Origin of the sequence: Aeromicrobium sp. SORGH_AS_0981 (assembly GCF_031453195.1) — a bacterium.
In the GTDB taxonomy this organism is placed as follows: domain Bacteria; phylum Actinomycetota; class Actinomycetes; order Propionibacteriales; family Nocardioidaceae; genus Aeromicrobium.
The window spans coordinates 1,758,839-1,777,368 of the sequence record NZ_JAVIZD010000001.1 but is presented as its reverse complement, the minus strand read 5'-3'; the positions used below and the strand labels follow the sequence as shown (position 1 = coordinate 1,777,368).

Annotated in this window: 20 protein-coding genes, 3 tRNA genes and 1 pseudogene; 6 read left to right on the top strand and 18 right to left on the bottom strand. The window is 71.4% G+C overall.

Translation table 11 applies throughout. The features are described 5' to 3' along the window. Positions 1 to 53: 53 nt before the first annotated feature. The 6 genes from QE370_RS09120 to QE370_RS09095 all read right to left on the bottom strand — a co-directional run bounded on the left by QE370_RS09120 (position 54) and on the right by QE370_RS09095 (position 3,492). On the bottom strand, positions 54 to 872 hold the full coding sequence (locus tag QE370_RS09120; protein ID WP_309634160.1) for an LppX_LprAFG lipoprotein: 819 nt from the start codon (positions 870 to 872) through the stop codon (positions 54 to 56). A gap of 121 nt (positions 873 to 993) precedes the next feature. Continuing rightward, complete coding sequence (rplA, locus tag QE370_RS09115; protein ID WP_067854716.1) at positions 994 to 1,710, bottom strand: 50S ribosomal protein L1; 717 nt, start codon at positions 1,708 to 1,710, stop codon at positions 994 to 996. An 82-nt stretch (positions 1,711 to 1,792) separates the two neighbouring features. Next, positions 1,793 to 2,221 carry a 50S ribosomal protein L11 gene (gene rplK, locus QE370_RS09110; protein ID WP_067854713.1) on the bottom strand — a complete coding sequence of 143 codons (429 nt, stop codon included), beginning with the start codon at positions 2,219 to 2,221 and terminating at the stop codon, positions 1,793 to 1,795. A 73-nt stretch (positions 2,222 to 2,294) separates the two neighbouring features. After that, positions 2,295 to 3,119 (bottom strand): transcription termination/antitermination protein NusG, encoded by an 825-nt coding sequence (nusG, locus tag QE370_RS09105; protein WP_253025266.1) that lies wholly within the window; start codon positions 3,117 to 3,119, stop codon positions 2,295 to 2,297. 30 nt (positions 3,120 to 3,149) lie between these two features. Further along, positions 3,150 to 3,371, bottom strand: coding sequence for a preprotein translocase subunit SecE (gene secE, locus QE370_RS09100; RefSeq protein WP_067854707.1), 222 nt, complete (start codon positions 3,369 to 3,371; stop codon positions 3,150 to 3,152). Positions 3,372 to 3,416: 45 nt separating this feature from the next. Next, a tRNA-Trp gene (locus QE370_RS09095) sits at positions 3,417 to 3,492 on the bottom strand. Between the two features lie 855 nt (positions 3,493 to 4,347). Here QE370_RS09095 and QE370_RS09090 point away from each other — a divergent pair. Genes QE370_RS09090 through QE370_RS09075 form a run of 4 tightly spaced genes read left to right on the top strand, consistent with a single transcriptional unit; the run spans position 4,348 to position 7,627 of the window. After that, positions 4,348 to 5,787 carry an NAD-dependent malic enzyme gene (locus tag QE370_RS09090; protein WP_253025268.1) on the top strand — a complete coding sequence of 480 codons (1,440 nt, stop codon included), beginning with the start codon at positions 4,348 to 4,350 and terminating at the stop codon, positions 5,785 to 5,787. A gap of 27 nt (positions 5,788 to 5,814) precedes the next feature. After that, positions 5,815 to 6,312: a hypothetical protein gene (locus tag QE370_RS09085; RefSeq protein ID WP_253025270.1), complete on the top strand. Its 498-nt coding sequence runs from the start codon at positions 5,815 to 5,817 to the stop codon at positions 6,310 to 6,312. Then, a complete protein-coding gene (locus tag QE370_RS09080; protein WP_253025272.1) occupies positions 6,309 to 7,319 on the top strand; it encodes an adenosine deaminase in 1,011 nt (336 codons plus the stop codon). The genes QE370_RS09085 and QE370_RS09080 overlap by 4 nt, the downstream gene beginning before the upstream one ends. Beyond that, complete coding sequence (locus QE370_RS09075) at positions 7,316 to 7,627, top strand: hypothetical protein (protein ID WP_309634159.1); 312 nt, start codon at positions 7,316 to 7,318, stop codon at positions 7,625 to 7,627. The genes QE370_RS09080 and QE370_RS09075 overlap by 4 nt, the downstream gene beginning before the upstream one ends. A gap of 95 nt (positions 7,628 to 7,722) precedes the next feature. Here the strand turns inward: QE370_RS09075 and QE370_RS09070 are convergent, their stop codons facing one another. From QE370_RS09070 to QE370_RS09020, 11 genes and pseudogenes are all read right to left on the bottom strand, one after another. Then, entirely contained in the window at positions 7,723 to 8,748 is a 1,026-nt protein-coding gene (locus QE370_RS09070; protein WP_309634158.1) for a UDP-N-acetylmuramate dehydrogenase, read from the bottom strand. A 136-nt stretch (positions 8,749 to 8,884) separates the two neighbouring features. Beyond that, positions 8,885 to 9,055: a 50S ribosomal protein L33 gene (gene rpmG / locus QE370_RS09065; RefSeq protein ID WP_055964149.1), complete on the bottom strand. Its 171-nt coding sequence runs from the start codon at positions 9,053 to 9,055 to the stop codon at positions 8,885 to 8,887. A gap of 44 nt (positions 9,056 to 9,099) precedes the next feature. Further along, a tRNA-Met gene (locus QE370_RS09060) sits at positions 9,100 to 9,173 on the bottom strand. A gap of 27 nt (positions 9,174 to 9,200) precedes the next feature. Further along, positions 9,201 to 9,273 (bottom strand) — tRNA-Thr (locus tag QE370_RS09055). A 73-nt stretch (positions 9,274 to 9,346) separates the two neighbouring features. After that, on the bottom strand, positions 9,347 to 10,378 hold the full coding sequence (locus QE370_RS09050) for a quinone-dependent dihydroorotate dehydrogenase (RefSeq protein WP_309634157.1): 1,032 nt from the start codon (positions 10,376 to 10,378) through the stop codon (positions 9,347 to 9,349). 148 nt (positions 10,379 to 10,526) lie between these two features. Beyond that, the gene (locus QE370_RS09045) at positions 10,527 to 11,315 is read right to left on the bottom strand and encodes an aldehyde dehydrogenase family protein (RefSeq protein WP_309635251.1); all 789 of its coding nucleotides are present in this window, start codon (positions 11,313 to 11,315) and stop codon (positions 10,527 to 10,529) included. 103 nt (positions 11,316 to 11,418) lie between these two features. Further along, a pseudogene (locus tag QE370_RS09040) lies at positions 11,419 to 11,874 on the bottom strand (aldehyde dehydrogenase family protein); the annotation flags it as partial. Positions 11,875 to 11,959: 85 nt separating this feature from the next. Beyond that, entirely contained in the window at positions 11,960 to 12,760 is an 801-nt protein-coding gene (locus QE370_RS09035) for an ABC transporter permease (protein ID WP_309634156.1), read from the bottom strand. Between the two features lie 9 nt (positions 12,761 to 12,769). Then, on the bottom strand, positions 12,770 to 13,690 hold the full coding sequence (locus QE370_RS09030; protein ID WP_253027058.1) for an ABC transporter permease: 921 nt from the start codon (positions 13,688 to 13,690) through the stop codon (positions 12,770 to 12,772). Between the two features lies 1 nt (position 13,691). Next, positions 13,692 to 14,867 carry an ABC transporter substrate-binding protein gene (locus QE370_RS09025; protein WP_309634155.1) on the bottom strand — a complete coding sequence of 392 codons (1,176 nt, stop codon included), beginning with the start codon at positions 14,865 to 14,867 and terminating at the stop codon, positions 13,692 to 13,694. A 34-nt stretch (positions 14,868 to 14,901) separates the two neighbouring features. After that, on the bottom strand, positions 14,902 to 15,933 hold the full coding sequence (locus QE370_RS09020) for an ABC transporter ATP-binding protein (RefSeq protein ID WP_309634154.1): 1,032 nt from the start codon (positions 15,931 to 15,933) through the stop codon (positions 14,902 to 14,904). 184 nt (positions 15,934 to 16,117) lie between these two features. On the opposite strand from QE370_RS09020, the gene QE370_RS09015 reads away from it, so the two are divergent. Together QE370_RS09015 and QE370_RS09010 are read left to right on the top strand one after the other, a co-directional pair. Further along, positions 16,118 to 16,861: a FadR/GntR family transcriptional regulator gene (locus QE370_RS09015; RefSeq protein ID WP_067854672.1), complete on the top strand. Its 744-nt coding sequence runs from the start codon at positions 16,118 to 16,120 to the stop codon at positions 16,859 to 16,861. Positions 16,862 to 16,865: 4 nt separating this feature from the next. Next, on the top strand, positions 16,866 to 17,543 hold the full coding sequence (locus QE370_RS09010) for a cache domain-containing protein (RefSeq protein ID WP_309634153.1): 678 nt from the start codon (positions 16,866 to 16,868) through the stop codon (positions 17,541 to 17,543). Here the strand turns inward: QE370_RS09010 and QE370_RS09005 are convergent. Continuing rightward, positions 17,527 to 18,426 (bottom strand): LysR family transcriptional regulator, encoded by a 900-nt coding sequence (locus QE370_RS09005; protein ID WP_309634152.1) that lies wholly within the window; start codon positions 18,424 to 18,426, stop codon positions 17,527 to 17,529. The genes QE370_RS09010 and QE370_RS09005 overlap by 17 nt on opposite strands. Positions 18,427 to 18,530: the final 104 nt, after the last annotated feature.

Genomic DNA, 18,530 nt, shown 5'->3' with positions numbered 1-18,530 from the left:
CCCGCAGCACCAAATCCGGTGCGACGGGGGCTCGGCGAGAGGCACCCAGGGACTCACATGGAGCCGGCGCCCATCTGGCCGAGGTCCACGTCGGAGATCTGGTCCTGTGCGGGCGCCTCGATGGAGACGTCCTCGCCCCACTTGCTGTAGTCCATCGTCATCTTCGTCCCGGAGAGGTCCAGGTTGATGCGACGCGGGAGGTTGTCGGGGCCGATCCACATCGTGTAGACGATCTCCTTCGGCAGCTGCGACGACGCGCCCGCGCCGGCCGCGCCCAGCTGGGAGACGATCTTCTGGGAGTCGACGCCGACGACGTACGGCTTCGCCTCGACGCCGTCGATCTTCTGGGCGGCGCCCTTCTGCTCGAAGCTGGTGATCGAGCCCTGCAGCTGCTCGATCTGCTTGGAGGGGTCGACGCTGTCCAGCAGGCCGCTGAACTGCTTGCCGATCGGGTTGCTCGTGTCGTTGAGGTCGATCTTCGCGAACTTGTTCTGCGTCATCGGGCCCATGTTCATGTAGAACACGCCGTCGACGAGGCGCATCTCGATGTCGCCCTGCGCGCCGGCGGACATCTTCATCGCCATCTTCGTGTCGGCGACGTCCTTCGCGACCGCGACGTCGCCGCTGGCCTTGATCTCCTGGCCGCTCACGCCGAAGTCCATCTCGACGTGGCTGGTCTTCGCGTCCTGCTGGGCCTGGGAGACCTCGGTGAAGAAGTTGTCCTTCGTGAGCGTGGTCGACGCCTTCTCGCCCACCGAGGACGAGTCGCCCTTCGCCTGGGAGGAGTCGTCACCGCCGCACGCGGCGAGGGTGGTGCCGGCGGCGAGCACGAGGGCCAGCGCCGCGGTGGTCTTCTTGAGGCGAAGGTTCATGTTCGGAGCGTACCTGCCGCCTCGAGCGGGTGCGCGACGTGACTGCGTGAGCCCGGCCCCTTCGACGCACAGGACCCCCTCCGCCGTCGGCGGAGGGGGTCCTGGGTGGGACGACGCAGGCTCAGGCCTCGTCGGCCGCCGCGAAGTTGCGCAGGTGCGACGGGTCGACCGGCACGCCCGGACCCTGGGTCGTGGAGACCGTGATCTTCTTCAGGTAGCGGCCCTTGGAGCTGGCCGGCTTGAGACGCAGGATCTCCTCGATGGCGGCGCCGTAGTTCTCGGCGAGCTGCTCGGCGGAGAACGAGGCCTTGCCGATGACGAAGTGCAGGTTCGCGTGACGGTCGACGCGGAACTGCACCTTGCCGCCCTTGATGTCGCTGACGGCCTTGGCGACGTCGACGGTCACCGTGCCGGTCTTGGGGTTCGGCATCAGGTTGCGCGGGCCGAGGACGCGGCCGAGGCGACCGACCTTGCCCATCATGTCGGGCGTGGCGACGACGGCGTCGAAGTCGAGCCAGCCGCCGTTCACCTGCTCCACGAGCTCGTCGGCACCCACGTGGTCGGCGCCGGCCTCACGGGCGGCGTCGGCGTTGGCGCCGGTGGCGAAGACCAGGACCCGGGCGGTCTTGCCGGTGCCGTGGGGCAGGTTGACGGTGCCGCGCACCATCTGGTCGGCCTTGCGGGGGTCGACCCCGAGACGCACGGAGACGTCGACGGTGGAGTCGTAGTTCTTGCTGCCCGACTCCTTGGCCAGCGTCGTGGCCTGGAGGGGGGTGTAGAGGGCGTCGCGGTCGATCTTCTCGGCGACCGCGCGGTACGCCTTGCTGCGCTGTGTCATGTCTGGCTTCCTTCGGTGTGCACCAGGTGTGGTCTCGCGGGCCCAGCTGGCCCTGCCACGTGCTGCTGGTCGGGTGGGGTGGTCAGTCGGTGGTGACGCCCATGGAGCGGGCGGTTCCCTCGACGATCTTCATGGCCTGGTCGATGTCGTTCGCGTTCAGGTCCGGGAGCTTCGTCGTGGCGATCTCGCGGATCTGGTCCTTGCTGAGCTTGCCGACCTTGTCCTTGTGCGGGACGGGCGAGCCCTTCGCGAGGCCGGCGGCCTTCTTGATCAGCTCGGCCGCGGGCGGCGTCTTCGTGACGAACGTGAACGAACGGTCCTCGTAGATCGTGATCTCGACGGGGACGACGTTGCCGCGCATGGACTCCGTGGCGGCGTTGTACGCCTTGCAGAACTCCATGATGTTGACGCCGTGCGGGCCGAGCGCCGTGCCGACGGGCGGCGCGGGGTTGGCCTGGCCGGCCTGCAGCTGCACCTTGACGAGCGCTGCGACCTTCTTCTTGGGAGGCATTCTTCTTCGGGTCCTTCTGGTGGATGGGTGGTGCGGGTCGAGGAGGCGGACGTCGGCCGGGCCGACGTCACGGTCACACCTTCTGGATCTGGGTGAAGCTCAGCTCGACCGGGGTCTCGCGACCGAAGATCTCGACCAGGGCCTTGACCCGCTGAGCGTCGAGGTTGATCTCCGTGATGGTCGCGTGCAGCGTGGCGAACGGACCGTCGACGACCATGACGGAGTCGCCCGTCGCGAAGTCGGCGAACTCGACCTTGGGGGACGAGGCCGTCTGCTGCTGCTCGGGGGCGTCGGCCGCCTGCTGGGCGACCTCGGCCTCCACCGCCGGGGCGAGCATCTGCTCCACCTCGGCGAGGCTGAGGGGCACGGGCTGGTGGGAGTTGCCCACGAAGCCCGTGACCGACGGCGTGTGGCGCACGACGCCCCACGACTCGTCGGTGAGGTCCATGCGGACCAGGACGTAGCCGGGGAGGACGGTGCGCTTGACGAGCTTGCGCTGGCCGTTCTTGATCTCGGCGACCTCCTCCGTCGGGACCACGATCTCGAAGATGTAGTCCTCGGCGTTCAGGGAGGTGATGCGGTTCTCGAGGTTCGCCTTGACCCGCTTCTCCATGCCGGAGTAGGTGTGCACGACGTACCAGTCACCGAACTGGCTGTGCAGGCGCTCGCGGAACTCCGCCAGCGCGTCGACGGGGGCGGCGTCGACCGGGGCGTCGGCCTCGAGGTCGGCGTCGACCTCGGCCTCGTCGGCCTGGTCGGCGTCGACCGTCTCGTCGGGTGCGTCGAGCGTGTCGAGGTCGTCGGTGGTCTCCTCGACCTCGGGCGCCTCGTCGGCGGCCTCGACGTCGGAGAGCTCCTCGACCTCGACGGGGCTCGTCTCGGGGGACTGTTCAGTCACAAGGTTCCTCTGCGGGTGTGCGTCTGGGGTTCACGCGAAGACGGCGAACATCGCCTTGCCGAACCCGTAGTCCAGGCCGGCGACGAACGCCATCATGATCAGGACGAAGACGAGCACGACGAAGAAGTAGTTGACGACCTGCGGTCGCGTGGGCCACACGACCTTGCGCAGCTCCGCGACGACCTGGCGGTAGAAGGTCAGCGGGGAGGTGCGCCGCTCCTTCGTGGCCGACGTCTCGTGGCTCTCGCTCACGGTGTTCCCTTCGTTGGATCGTGCTGGTCTGGTGGTGCGTCGTGCTGGCACGGCACGAGGGACTTGAACCCCCAACCTTCGGTTTTGGAGACCGATGCTCTGCCAGTTGAGCTAGTGCCGTATGCCGGTGACCCTGGCCGACCACGCCCGTCCTGCAGGCAGGGACGAGGGCATGACGAGACAGCGTGACTTTCTCACCGGTCCGACCAGTGTACGGGGTGGGAGGCGGCGGAGTCGAACCGCCTCGGGACGGACGGGGCGGTGCGCTGCCCGCGACTTCGTCGACGTCGCTGGTGCGCCGCGTGCGGTGGGTCTCGTCCTGCTGCTGCGCTGCCTCGGCTGGTGCTGCGCTCCGCCCCCGGATGGGCCTCGACCGGCGGCTGGGTGGGGGTCGGTCGGGGGTCTGGGGGTGACGCGGGGTTCTGCGTTCGCGTGGACGGGTGTGATCGATGCTGCGTCGGTGACGGGATCCGGAAACGAACGCAGCATCGTCCGGCCCTTCGCGCACGAACGAAGAACCGTGGCGTCCCCCCAACCCCACGCTGCGCGCGTGGGCAAGCATTCTTCCTTCACGTGGACCGTGCCACGCGAAGGAAGGATCTCTGCCCGTCGTGAGGTGAGTGGCGGTGGATCCTCCACCTCACACGGGTTCAGAACGTGGCAGATCCACCGCCGCCACGCACGAACGAAGAATCCTGCGCGGATCACGCACGAAGGAAGAAGCGTGCGTCACCCCGAGGCTCACCCACGCCCCGAGACCCCCGGCCGACCCCACCCACCCGCCGGTCGAGGCCCTTGCGGAGACCGAGCCCAGCGTGCGCCGAGGCGGCGCAGCGGCGACGTCGCGCCGACGGCGAGCAGCGCACCAGCAGGGCCACGACCCCCGCCACCGACGCGCCGACGACGTCACGCCCCCGCGTGAACACAATGTGCGCGACTGGCCGGTAACCGGCGGGCGGGCGTATGACTGGGGATCGTGACCCACTCGACGACCGAGAGCGCGGTCGGGGCCTCCCCCGCGCCGAACGTGTCCCACTCCATCACCGTCCGCCTGGAGGTGCCCGCCGGCGGCACCGCCGTCGGCCACCTCACGACCACGGTCGAGCAGAGCGGCGGCGTCGTGACCGCGCTCGACGTCGCGGCGTCGCGCGGCGACGCGCTGCGCATCGACCTCACGATCGCGGCCGGCGACACGCACCATGCCGACCGCATCACCGACGCGCTGCGCGCGATCCCCGACGTCGAGGTCAAGAAGGTCTCCGACCGCACGTTCCTCATGCACCTCGGCGGCGTCATCGAGACCGCGTCGAAGCACGCCCTGCGCAACCGCGACGACCTGTCGATGGTCTACACGCCCGGCGTCGCGCGCATCTGTCAGGCGATCGCCGCCGACCGCGAGGACGCCCGCCGGCTCACCATCAAGCGCAACAGCGTCGCCGTCGTCACCGACGGGTCGGCCGTGCTCGGTCTCGGCAACATCGGCCCGCACGCCGCCCTGCCGGTCATGGAGGGCAAGGCCGCCCTGTTCAAGACCTTCGGCGGCATCGACGCCTGGCCGCTGTGCCTCGACACGCAGGACGTCGACCAGATCGTCGAGATCGTCGCCGCCGTCGCCCCCGGCTTCGCGGGCGTGAACCTCGAGGACATCTCGGCGCCCCGCTGCTTCGAGATCGAGGAGCGGCTGCGTCAGCGTCTGGACATCCCGGTCTTCCACGACGACCAGCACGGCACCGCCATCGTCGTGCTCGCGGCCCTGCGGAACGCCCTGCGCGTGGTCGAGAAGTCGCTCGAGGACGTCCGCGTGGTGCTCGTCGGCGCAGGCGCCGCCGGCACCGCCATCCTGCGGCTGCTGCTCGGCGCCGGCCTGAGCGACGTCGTCGTGTGCGACGTCGACGGCATCGTCTCGACCGAGCGCGGCGACACCGACCCGACCCTCTGCTGGATCGGCGAGAACACGAACCCCCGCGGGGTGACGGGGACGCTCAAGGACGCCCTGCGCGACGCCGACGTCTTCATCGGCGTCAGCGCGCCGCGGCTCATCGACGCCGCCGACGTCGAGACCATGGCCGACGACGCCGTCGTGTTCGCCCTGGCGAACCCCGACCCGGAGATCGACCCGTCGCTGGCCCGCCAGCACGCGCGGGTCGTGGCCACCGGACGCTCGGACTACCCCAACCAGATCAACAACGTGCTCGCGTTCCCGGGCATCTTCCGCGGTCTGCTCGATGCGCACAGCCACGGCATCGAGGTGCCGGTGCTGCTCGCGGCCTCGGAGGCCATCGCCGCGTGCGTCGAGGACGACGAGCTCAACGCCGACTACATCGTCCCGAGCGTGTTCCACCCGGAGGTCCACCACCGGGTGGCCGACGCGGTGGAGAAGGCCGCCCGCGCGGTGGAGAAGGCGCACGAGGCCTGAGCGGCGCGGGACGGCTACCGTGGCTCCATGAGTGCCGCGAACGCCGTCCCGTCGCCCGGCCGGACCGTGCGCGTGCTCGCGCTCGCGCTCTGCACGTCGCCCGTGGTGATGCTGGTCGCCGTGCTCGTGGTGCTGCCGCCGACGGAGGGCGAGCTGTCGCTGCCGGTCGCCCTGGGCGTGCTGGCGCTCGTCGCCGCGGCGTTCGCCCTGGCGCAGGTCGTCGGCTACCGCGCCGCCCCTCTCCCGCCCGGGCTCGGAGAGGCGGAGGCACGCCGACGCTCCGTCGCCGCGTACCAGACGCTGATGATGCTGCGGTTCGTCGTCACGGAGGTGCCGGTGATCCTCGGGATCGCCCTGGCGTTCAGCCTGGACCAGGGGCCCTGGCCGTTCGTGCTGGCCGTCGTGGCCGGCGTGCCGTCCATGCTGTTCCACGTGCTCGTGCGCCGCTCCAGCGTCGACCGCGTGCGCGCCGGGCTCGAGTCCGGCGGGGCCCGTTCGTCCCTCGACGAGGCGCTCGCCGCGTGAGGCCCGTCGCCACCCTCCCGAAGGCGCACCTGCACCTGCACTTCACCGGGTCGATGCGGCACGCCACGCTGGTCGAGCTCGCCGACCGCGACGGCATCCGTCTCCCGCCCGCGCTCGTCGAGGAGTGGCCGCCGCAGCTCGTGGCCACCGACGAGAAGGGCTGGTTCCGCTTCCAGCGGCTCTACGACGTGGCCCGCTCGGTCCTGCGCACCGAGGCCGACGTCCGCCGGCTCGTGCTCGAGGCCGCGGAGGACGACGCGCGTGACGGCTCGGTGTGGACCGAGATCCAGGTCGACCCGTCGGGGTACGGGGCCCGGTTCGGGGGCATCACGGCGTTCACCGACCTCGTCATCGACGCGGCCCGTGACGCGACCGAGCGGACCGGCACGCACGTGGCCGTCGTCGTCGCGGCCAACCGCACGCGACACCCGCTCGACGCGCGGACGCTGGCCCGGCTGGCCGCCCAGTACGCCGGCCGCGGCGTCGTGGGCTTCGGGCTCTCCAACGACGAGCGTCGCGGCGACACGGCCGCCTTCGCTCCCGCGTTCTCCATCGCGGAGCGAGCGGGCCTGTCGCTCGTGCCGCACGGGGGCGAGCTGCTGGGCCCCGCGCACGTGACACAGTGCCTCGACCACCTCCACCCCACCCGGATCGGGCACGGGGTCCGCTCCAGCGAGGACCCCGCGGTGCTGTCGCGCGTCGCCGACGCAGGGGTCGCGCTCGAGGTGTGCCCGACGTCGAACGTCTCGCTGGGCGTCTACGCCACGCTCGAGGAGGTGCCGGTGCGCACGCTCGTCGAGGCCGGCGTCGACGTCGCGCTGGGTGCCGACGACCCGCTGCTGTTCGGCTCGCGCCTGGCAGGCCAGTACAACGTGCTGCGCGCCGCGCAGGACTTCAGCGACGACGAGCTCGCGACCCTCGCGGCGATGTCGGTCCGCCGCTCCCACGCCCCCGACGACCTCAAGGCCGAGGCGCTCGCGGGCATCGAGCGGTGGAGGACGTCGTGAGCCCGCAGGAGCCCGGCCCCGCCGAGCGGCACCCTGCTGCCGAGCGGGCCTACGCGACGGGGCTCGCGTCGGTCGTCGGCGGCCTGCTCGTGGTGCCGCTGCTGCTCGGACCCTGGGCCTGGTACCTGGGCGCCGGCGTGCTGCGCGACGTCGAGCGCGAGCCGGGACGCTGGACCGGGACGAGGCGTGCCCGCGCCGGAGCCGTCCTGGGTGCGGTGGCGACGACGGTCCTCGGCCTCGTCGTGCTCTCCCTCGTCGGCTGGGCGGCCGTCGAGCTGGTGGCACTACGCCGCGACACCGGCTACTGAGGGGTGGTCGAGGCGTCGAGGATCCTCCCGTGTCGTGCGCCCGCCCCGACGACGCTGCGTCCACGACCGGGTCCCGCCGAAGGCGGGGGCAGGTCTCAGAGGCTGCAGCCCACGAGCACCGGCTCGGGCACCAGGGTGACGCCGAACGCGGCGCGCACGCCGTCGCGGACCTCACGGGCGAGGGAGAGGACGTCGGCGCTGGAGGCCCCGCCGCGGTTGGTCAGGGCCAGCGTGTGCTTGGTGGAGAGGCTGGCGCGGCCGTCCGCCGTCGCATGACCGCGCTCGAACCCGGCGGCCTGGATCAGCCACGCCGCGCTCGTCTTGACGCTGCCGTCGGGCTGCGGGAACCGGGGCGCCGCCTCGGGGAGCCGCTGGGCCGTCTCGGCGTCGAGCACCGGGTTGGTGAAGAACGATCCCGCGCTCCAGGTGTCGGGGTCGTCGGCGTCGAGCACCATGCCCTTGGAGCCACGCAGGGCGAGCACCGTGCGGCGCACGTCGGCGAGCGGGGCACGGTCGCCGACGTCGACGCCGAGCCGCGTGGCGAGCTCGGCGTAGGCGATCGGGGCCGAGAGGTCGCCGAGGCGCAGCTGGAAGGCGACGGCCAGGACGACGTAGCGTCCCGGCTCGGCCTTGAACCGGCTGTGCCGGTAGCCGAAGCCGCAGTCGACGGCGAAGATCGTGCGCACCTTCTGCTCGGTGCGGTCGTACACCCGCACCCAGGCGATCGTCTGCGCGACCTCCTGGCCGTACGCGCCGACGTTCTGCACGGGGGTCGCACCCGTGGAGCCCGGGATGCCCGACAGGGCCTCCATGCCGACCCAGCCCGACTCGACCGCGAGGGCGACGAGGTCGTCCCAGGGCTCGCCCGCCTGCACGACGACCTGCGCACCGCTGCACGCGTCGGCCTCGACCTGGACGCCGCGGGTGCGCACGAGCACGACCGTGCCGTCGAACCCGGAGTCGTCGACGACCAGGTTGCTGCCGCCCGCCACGAGCAGCAGCGGCGTCCCGGCGGCGTCGGCGGCGCGCACGGCGTCGACCAGCTCGGCCTCCGTCGTCACCTCCACGACGTCGCGAGCGGGACCGCCCAGGCGCAGCGTGGTGACGTCGGCGAGCTCCATGCGTCGAGCCTACTTCTCCCCGTTTCGGAACGTCATGGCCCGTTCCTCACCGTGAAACGGGCCATGACGTTCCGAGACGCGGGGAACGCACGAGACCCCCGACCTGGGCGGTCGGGGGTCTCGGGAGGAACGAGGTTCAGCGGGTCTCGCGGTGGACCTGGTGGGTCTTGCAGCGCGGGCAGAACTTCTTGAGGTCGAGACGATCGGGATCGTTGCGACGGTTCTTCTTGGTGATGTAGTTGCGCTCCTTGCACTCGGTGCAAGCCAAGGTGATCTTGGGTCGAACGTCGGAGCTCTTGCTCGCCACGGGTCTGCCTCTTCTGGTCTGGGGGTGGTGCTGCCGGGATGCGGTAGCTGGGGCGGGACTCGAACCCGCGACACCACGATTATGAGTCGTGTGCTCTAACCACCTGAGCTACCCAGCCACGGAGGGACGAGTTCTCGTCTCTCAGAGCCCCTTTACGGAATCGAACCGTAGACCTTTTCCTTACCATGGAAACGCTCTGCCGACTGAGCTAAAGGGGCAAGCCGAGAAGCAACACTACAGGTAGTCCCGTGCAGGACGAAATCGGGGGTACCCCCCTCGGCCGTGACGCCCTCAGGGCCTGCAAGCGCGCGCGAGACGCGCCGGCCAGAGCGGTCCGCCGTAGATGAAGCCGGTGTACGCCTGCACGAGGTCGGCACCCGCGGCGAGCCGGTCGCGGACGTCGTCGGGCGTGGTCACCCCGCCCACGCCGACGAGCGCCACCTGCTCCCCCACGCGGTCGCGCAGGCGGCGCAGCACCTCGGTGGCCCGGCCGGCCAGCACGGGCCCGGACAGGCCGCCCGCCCCCGCCGCGTCGACCGTCGCGCGGTCGGCCAGCAGCGAGGCGGGACGCTCGATGGTCGTGTTCGTGGCACTGATGCCGTCGAGCCCCAGCTCGAGCGCGAGGTCGGCCACCGCGTCGACGTCGGCGTCGGCGAGGTCGGGGGCGATCTTGACGACCAGCGGCACGCGCCGACCCTGCGGGAGACGCTCGGTGACGTCGCGCACGGCAGCCAGGATGGGGCGCAGCGCGTCGACCGACTGCAGGTCGCGCAGCCCCGGCGTGTTGGGGCTCGAGACGTTGACGACCAGGTAGCTCGCGTAGGGCGCGAGCAGCCGCGCGCTCTCGACGTAGTCGGCGACGGCCTCCTCGGCCGGCACGACCTTCGTCTTGCCGATGTTGACGCCGATGACGGCGTCGGCCCCGACCGCGGTGCGCCGCAGACGGTGCAGCCGGGCCGCGACGACGGCGGCGCCGTCGTTGTTGAAGCCCATCCGGTTGATGACGGCGCGGTCGTCGACGAGCCGGAAGAGCCGGGGACGTGGGTTGCCGGGCTGGGGGCGGGCGGTCACGGTGCCGACCTCGACGTGGCCGAACCCGAGACCGAGCAGCCCGGGCACCGCGCGGGCGTTCTTGTCGAAGCCGGCGGCCAGGCCGAAGGCGTGCGGGAACGTCAGCCCCATGACCGTGCGCGGCGCGGGCGGCACCGCCGTGAGCGGTCGCGCGAGCCGACCCCCGAGGCGGATGGCCCGGAAGGCCTGCTCGTGCGCGACCTCCGGGTCCATGCGGGCGAAGACCGTCGAGAACAGCGCGTCGTAGACCACGACCGTCAGCCTAGTGCCGGTCCCGGCTCGACCCCCACGACGACGTCGGTCCCGCCCTCCCTGTTGAGGAGCGGGACCGACGCACCCAGGAGACGCCGCCGGACGCGCCTCATGACGCGCGGCGACCCTGGTGTCTCGCAGGGCGAGATCAGGCGATGGTGCGGATCATCTTCTTGTTGACGAACTCGTCGATGCCGAAGCGTCCGAGCTCGCGCCCGAACCCGGACCGCTTGACGCCACCGAACGGCAGCTCGGCGCCCTCGGCGCCGACGCCGTTGACGAACACCATGCCCGCCTCGATGCGGTCGGCGACGCGCTGCGCCTGGTCGGCGTCGTCGGTGAAGACGTAGGAGCCCAGGCCGAAGGGCGTGTCGTTCGCGAGCTCGACCGCCTCGTCCTCCGAGCCGACCTTGAACACGATGCCGACCGGTCCGAACAGCTCCTCGTGGAAGGCGTCGTCGCCGGGCTTCACGCCCGTGAGCACGCCGGGCGGGAAGAACGCGCCGTCGCGCTCGCCGCGGCTCTCGAGGTGGGCCCCCTGCTCGACGGCGCGGTCGACCTGCTCGGCGAGCCGCTCGGCGGCCGCCTTCGACGAGAGCGGGGCGATGCCGTCGGCCGCCTCGAGGATCTTGGCGGTGAACTTCTCCAGGAAGGAGTCGTAGAGGTCCTCGACGACGATGAACCGCTTGCCCGCGTTGCAGGCCTGGCCGGTGTTGTCGAGCCGCGCGTTCACGGCCTGCTCGACGGTGGCGTCGAGGTCGTCGGCGCCCAGCACGATGAAGGGGTCGGACCCGCCGAGCTCCAGCACGACCTTCTTGAGGTGGCGTCCGGCGATCGCGGCGACGGCGGCGCCCGCCCGCTCGGAGCCGGTCAGGGACACGCCCTGGACGCGCTTGTCGCCGATGACCTCCTCGATCTGCTCGTTGGTCGCGTAGATGTTGACGTAGGCGCCCTCGGGGAAGCCGGCGTCGAGGAAAGATCGTCTGCAGCGCCTCGGCCGACTCCGGGCACTGCGGCGCGTGCTTGAGCACGATCGTGTTGCCGAGCGCCAGGTTCGGGCCGGCGAAGCGGGCGATCTGGTAGGTCGGGAAGTTCCAGGGCATGATCCCGAGCAGCACCCCGACGGCGCTGCGCTTGACCACGGCCGAGCCCTCGCCCTCGAGCAGCTCGAGCGGCTCGTCGGCCAGGAAGCGCTCGGCGTTGTCGGCGTAGAACTCGTAGATGGCCGTGCAGAAGTCGACCTCGCCCAGGCACTCCTCGAGCGGCTTGCCCATCTCGCGCTGAGCGATCTCGGCCAGCTCCTGGCGTCGCTCGGCGTGCAGCTCGCCGACGCGACGCACGAGCGCGGCGCGCTCGGCCACCGTCGAGCTCTTCGACCAGCCGCGGTAGGCCTCGTGGGCCGACGCGAGTGCGGCCTCGATGTCGGCGTCGGTGGCGGTGGGGTACTCCTTGACGACCTCGCCGGTGGCGGGGTTCGTGACGGCGTACAGGCTCATCGGTGCTCCTTCGAGGGGGTGACGGTGTCGGCACGGCCGACGTTACGGGAGGGGCCGGAGGTCGGCCCGGTGACGACGCATGCGCTCATCGCACGGTCTCGGCCTCGCCGGCGATGCGTTGCGCGATCCAGATCGGCACGACGGACACGACGATGAGCACGACCGCGACGACGGCCACGACCGGCGCCTGGTTGGGCCGGAACAGGTTGTTGAGGATCCAGATCGGCAGCGTCGTGGTGCCGGGGCCCGCGGTGAACGTCGTCACGATGATCTCGTCGAAGCTGAGCGCGAACGCGAGCAGGCCGCCGGCGAGCAGCGCCGAGCGCAGCTGCGGGAACGTGACCAGCCGGAAGGTGGTCCAGAGCCCCGCGCCGAGGTCGGCCGAGGCCTCCTCGAGGTTGCCGCCCATCCGCCGCAGCCGGGCGACGACGTTGTTGAACACGGTGACGATGCAGAAGGTCGCGTGCGCGACCACCAGGGTCGCGACGCCGAGCTCGATGGCGAGGATGCCGCGGAAGGCGTTGTTGAGCGCGACGCCCGTGACGATGCCGGGCAGCGCGATCGGCAGGATCACCAGCAGGTTCACGGTGTTGCGCCCGAAGAACCGGAAGCGCTGCAGCGCGAACGCCATGAGGGTGCCCAGCACCAGCGCGACCGCCGTCGACGCGAGCGCCACCTCGACGCTCGTCAGCACCGCGTCCCGGGCACCGGCGCTGTGGAACGCCCGCACCCACCACTCGGTGGTGAAGCCGTCGGGCGGCCACGTCATCGACGGGTCGGGGTTGAAGGAGTTCGCGACCACGACGAGCAGCGGTGCGTACATGAGGACGAGCACGAGAGCGGTGACGGCGAGCAGGGCTCGGCGCGAGATCGGGCTGAGGGTCACGACGCGCTCCTAGAGGTTGTCCAGGGCGCCCGTGCGACGGACCGCCGCAAGGTACCCGAGCATGATGACGATGGGCACGAGCGCGATGGCGGCGGCGAGCGGCAGGTTGTTGGCCGCGCCGACGTTCGTGTAGACGAGGTTGCCGAGCATCTGGTTCGCGCCGCCGACGATGTTGACGCTGATGTAGTCGCCCAGCGTCAGCGAGAAGCTGAAGATCGAGCCGGCGACGATCGCGGGCAGCAGCAGCGGCATGACGACCGTGCGGACCGTCGTGCCGGCCGAGGCGCCGAGGTCGCCCGCGGCCTCGAGCAGCGAGTCGGGGACGCGCTCCATGCCCGCGAAGATCGGCAGGATGACGTACGGCAGCCAGATGTAGGCCTGCGTCATGACGACGGCCGTGAGCCCGTAGCCGGGGCTGTGCGCGCCGAACGGGTCGAGCACCCAGTCGACGAGACCGCCCTCGCTGAGCAGTGAGCGCCACGCGAACGCCTTGACCAGGTAGCTGGCCCACAGCGGCGTCAGCACCGCGACGACGAGCAGCCGTCGGGCTCGCGGCGACGCGACCTTGGCCATGAAGAAGGCGATGGGCAGCGCGATCGCGACGTCGATGACGGTCACGAGCGCCGCGACGCCGAGCGTGCGGAGGGTGACCGTCCGGTAGAGCGACTCGGTCGCGACCTCGCGCAGGTTGTCGAGCGTGAGTCCGCGGTCGATCTCGCCCGTGAACGCGTCGACCGACCAGAGCGCGGTGACGAGCAGGGCCGCGAGCGCGACCACGTACACCAGCACGAGCCAGGTGAGCGGCGCGGAGAGGAACAGGCCGAGCCGCAGTCGTGGCCGGGTGGCGAGGAAGGAGGAGGCCCGGCGGGTGGCCGCCCCGACCCCGGAAGGGGACGGAGCGGCCACCGCGGGCGTGTTCGGCTGGGTCACGTCAGCCCTTGATCTCGGTCCAGGCCTTGGTCCAGTCCGAGTAGTCGGTGCACTTCACGTCGGTGCGACCGTCGAGGCACTGCTCGATGGGCGTGCGCCAGTACCAGATCTTGTCCGAGTAGGCCTTGTCACCGGCGTGGTACGTCTCGCAGAAGCCCTCGCTGGCGAACTCGCAGGCCTCCTCGGAGTTCGGCGACTCGCCGAAGTACTCGGTGGCCTGCGCGTTCGTCTTCGGGTCCTCGATGTGGTTGAGCCACGCGTAGGCGCAGTTCGGGTGCTTCGCCTTGGCGGCGATCATCCAGGTGTCGTTCCAACCGGTGACGCCCTCCTCGGGCACCGTCGTCCTGACGTTCTCCTGGTCGATCGTGTTCGCGATGACCTGCCAGGTGGTGCCGACGACCGAGTCGCCGGTCTTGAACGCCGACGCCTCCTTCAGGTAGTCCGACCAGTACTCGCCGACGTTGGCGCGCTGCTCCTTGAGGAGGTCGACCGCCGCGGCGAGCTGCTTCTCGTCGAGGGCGTACGGGTTCTCGATCTTCAGCTCCGGCTGCTTGGCCATGAGGTACATGGCGGCGTCGGCGATGTAGATGGGCGAGTCGTAGGCGGTGACCTTGCCCTTGTACTGCGAGCCCTTCTCGAACACGACGTCCCAGGACGTGGGCTCGTCCTTCACGACGTCGCTGTTGTACATGAGGAGGTTGGCGCCGTAGCCGTGCGGCACGCCGTAGTTCTTGCCGTCCACGGTGTTCCACTCCTGGTCCTTCAGGAAGTCGAAGACCTTGGCGTAGTTGGGGACGAGGTCGGTGTTGACCTCGGCCGCGGCCTTGGCGGCGACCATGCGCAGCGTGAGGTCGCCGGACGCCGCGACGACGTCGTAGTCGCCGGACTTGGCGAGGTTGAACGCCTCGTCGGACGTGCCGTAGACCTTGCTGGTGACCTTGCAGCCGGTCTCCTTCTCGAAGTCGGTGACCCAGTCGGCGTCGGGGTCGTTGCTGCCGTCCTCGACGTAGCCGGGCCACGCGAGGATCGAGACCTGACCCTCGTTCTTCCCGAGCTTCGTCGGCGCGCCGGTGGCGGCGTCGTCGTCGCCTCCCCCGCCACAGGCGGCGAGGGCGAGGCTGCAGGTGACGGCGGCGGCGAGTGCGCCGACGCGTCCTCTCCTGGTCGTGGGGATCATCTCGGTTCCGTCCTCTTCGATGGGTGTGGTGGGGTCAGGCGAGCGTCACGAGGTCGGCGTGACGCCAGGAGGCGACGACCTGGTCGCCGCGCTCGACGGCGGCGGGCGCCGTCGAGGGCTCGAGGATCACGAGGCGGGCCCCGTGCTCGGTGTCGACGACGACGCGGCGGCCGATGCCGAGGTAGATGGTCTCGGCGACGACGCCGCGGACGCGGTCGTGCTCCGGAGTCGCGGCGCCGGCGTCGGGCTCGGCGGCGAGGTGGATCTTCTCCGGACGCAGCGCGTAGCGGCCGTCGCGGCCGAGGACGGCGCGCGCGACCTCGGGGTCGAACAGGTTCGAGGTGCCGACGAACGACGCGACGTAGGCGTCGACGGGCCGCTCGTAGACCTCCTGGGGACTGCCGAGCTGCACGATGCGGCCGTCGTTGAACACGGCGACCCGGTCGCTCAGCGTGAGCGCCTCCTCCTGGTCGTGCGTCACGAAGACGAAGGTGATGCCGAGCTCGCGCTGGAGCTGCTTGAGCTCGACCTGCATCTGCTCGCGGAGCTTGAGGTCGAGGGCGCCGAGGGGCTCGTCGAGCAGCAGGACCTTGGGACGGACGACGACCGCACGGGCGAGGGCGACGCGCTGGCGCTGCCCGCCGGAGAGCTGGGTCGGTCGACGGTCGGCGACGTGGTCGAGACGCACGGTCGCGAGGGCCTCGAGGGCACGGCTGCGACGCTCGGCCTTGCCGACCCCGCGCACGCGCAGCCCGTACGCGACGTTCTCGAGGACGCTCATGTGCGGGAAGAGCGCGTAGTCCTGGAAGACGGTGTTGACGTCGCGCTCGAAGGGTGCCGTGCCGGTGACGTCGCGGCCGGCGAGCTCCACCGTCCCGCCGGTCGGCTGCTCGAAGCCGGCCACGAGACGCAGCACCGTGGTCTTGCCCGACCCGGACGGTCCGAGCATCGAGAAGAACTCGCCGTCGGCGATCTCGAGGTCGACGCCGTCGACGGCCCGCACGTCGCCGAAGTGCTTCTGCAGGCCGGTCAGGCGGATCGCGGGGGTGGCGCCGGTGCTGCTCATCGGTCTCCTTCGGCGGGCGTCCCGACGCCGTGCGCGCCGGGGCGGGAGGGGGGTGGGCCCTGTCCGCGTCGAGAAACCTATGGCTTCAGATGTTAAATGTAAACAGCTTTCTGTCACCATCCGGTAAACAGGTGCCACCGTCGTCCCGCGCCCACCGAGCCTGGACGTCGACCCGAGGAGATGCATGGCCGCCGTCCGACGCCGCTCGACCCGAGCGCGCACGGCCGTGTTCGCGCCCATCGGCGACCTGGGGCGCGCCGTGCGCGTCGAGCAGCGCCTCGCCCAGGCCATCCGCTCGGGGATCCTGGAGGACGGCGAGCGTCTGCCGAGCGAGTCGGAGCTGGCGGCGATGCTGGGCGTCGCCACCGTCACCGCCCGCGAGGCGCTCGTGTCGCTGCGTGCACAAGGACTCGTCACGACGACGCGGGGACGCGGCGGCGGCTCCTTCGTCACCCGTCCGGTCGGAGCGGCCGACGAGATGCTGGAGCGCCGCGTCGCGGCGATGACCCGCGTCGACATCGCCGACCACGGCATCCACTACGCGACGGTCCTCAGCGGCTGCGCCGAGCTCGCCGCGGAGCGCGCGAACGTCGAGGAGGTCGAGGACCTCCGCGAGATCCTGCCCGACCCGGGCACGACCGACGCGACCACCTTGCGCGCCGCCGACACCGAGCTGCACCTCGCCGTCGCCGCGCTCTCGCACTCCGCGCACCTCGCCCGCGAGGTGATGCGCCTGGAGATGGAGCTCGGGGCGCTGCTGCGGCTCGGGCTGCGCGACCCCGACCGGCAGGCGGAGCTGCGCGAGCACCACGCGGCCCTCCTGGCCGCGATCGCCGCCCACGACGGCAACGAGGCGCGGGCGCTCGTGCGCCGACGCGTCCGACGACTGCTCGGCGAGCTCGCCGAGCTGCACGCGAGGATCAGGTGAGCCGATGACCGACCGCACCCCTGCCCCCACGCCCGCCGCGACCGGTCCCGGCGCGTGCGTCGAGGCCGTCGAGGCGCTGTTCCACCCGCTGCTGCACAGCCTGCGCGAGAGCGGCGACGCGCTCGCGCCCCTGTTCGACGACGACGTCTCCGCGGCGCAGGTCCTCGAGGCCGTCCGTCCGCACGCGCTCGAGGTGCTCGCCGACGCGCACACCGTCGGCGCCGGGTTCGTCGTCTCCCCCGGCCTGCTGACCGACGAGGAGTACCTGCTGGCCTGGTGGCAGGGCGACGACCAGGGCCGCATCCCCGACTCGATCGCCCTCGTGCAGTCGACCGACTACAGCCGCCAGGAGTGGTTCCGCACGCCGCAGCGCACCCACACGTCGCACGTGACGGGCCCCTACATCGACTACGTCTGCACGGACGAGTTCATGCTCACCACGACCATCCCCGTCGAGCGCGACGGTCGCATGCTCGGCGTCATGGGCGCCGACGTGCTCGCCGAGACGGTCGAGCGCACGCTGCTCGACACGTTCCGCGCCGCGCACGCCACGCTCGTCAACGACCACGACCGCGTCGTGCTGTCCTCGCAGGTCCACCTGTTCGCGGGCGAGCCCGTCGACCGCGACGCGTTCGCCACGCACGTGCCGTGCGAGGGCCTGCCCTTCACCGTGCTGGCGTGACCCTCGTATCGGCGGGGTAGGCGGCGACGACGAACGTGCGCAACCGGTCGGCCAGCGCGGCCAGCGACGCCTCGGCCGGGTGCGTGGACGACCAGGCGACGAACAGCCGCACCGCGAGGTCCGCCCCGCCGGAGCGCACGCGCAGGCCCCGCAGGCCGTACCGGACGTCGTCGGACACGACGGCGACGCCGCGCCCGGCCGCCGCCAGCGCCTGCGCGACCGTCCCGCTGCTGGCCTCCACCAGCGAGACGGGCCAGCGCTGCTCGCGCTCGACGGCCGTGTCGAGCACCTGACGGGCGGCGAACGTCGGCGGGACGGTGACGACGTCGTGCTCGAGCAGCTCCGCCAGCCCCACGCTGCCGCGGTCGGCCCACGCGTGGTCGGCCCGCACGTACGCCCAGACGGGCAGCTCGGGCAGCGCCGCGCAGCGGAGCGGACGGCGCGGGCGGCGGGTGGTGACCACGAGGTCGGCACCTCGGCGCATCGCGTCGTCGACGTCGAGCGCGGCCGTCTCGACCACGGAGGGCGTGGGGTCGTCGTCGCGCAGGCTGGCGAGGAACGGCGAGACGACGTCGGCGAGTGTCGTCGCCGGCGCGGCGATGGTGACCCGGTCGAGGCCGCCCTCGGCCTGCACGCGGGCGGCGGTGCGCAGCGTCTCCGCCGAGGCCAGCACGTCGCGGGCCAGCGGCAGGAGGCTGCGTCCGGCGGCGGACAGCACGAGCCGTCCGGCCACCCGCTCGAACAGGTCGACGCCGAGCTCGCGCTCGAGCTGGCGGAGCTGGCGCGAGAGGGCGGGCTGCGTGACGCGCACCCGCTCGGCGGCCGCGCTCACGGTGCCCGCGTCGACCACGGCGACGAAGGACGCCAGCGTCCGCAGCTCCATGACGCCATCCTATGCGCGGCAGGCATGGATATGATCGTCGATCGGCATTGGACGGCATGGGTAGCACCGGTCGAGACTGGGCACGCCACACCACACGGCAGCAC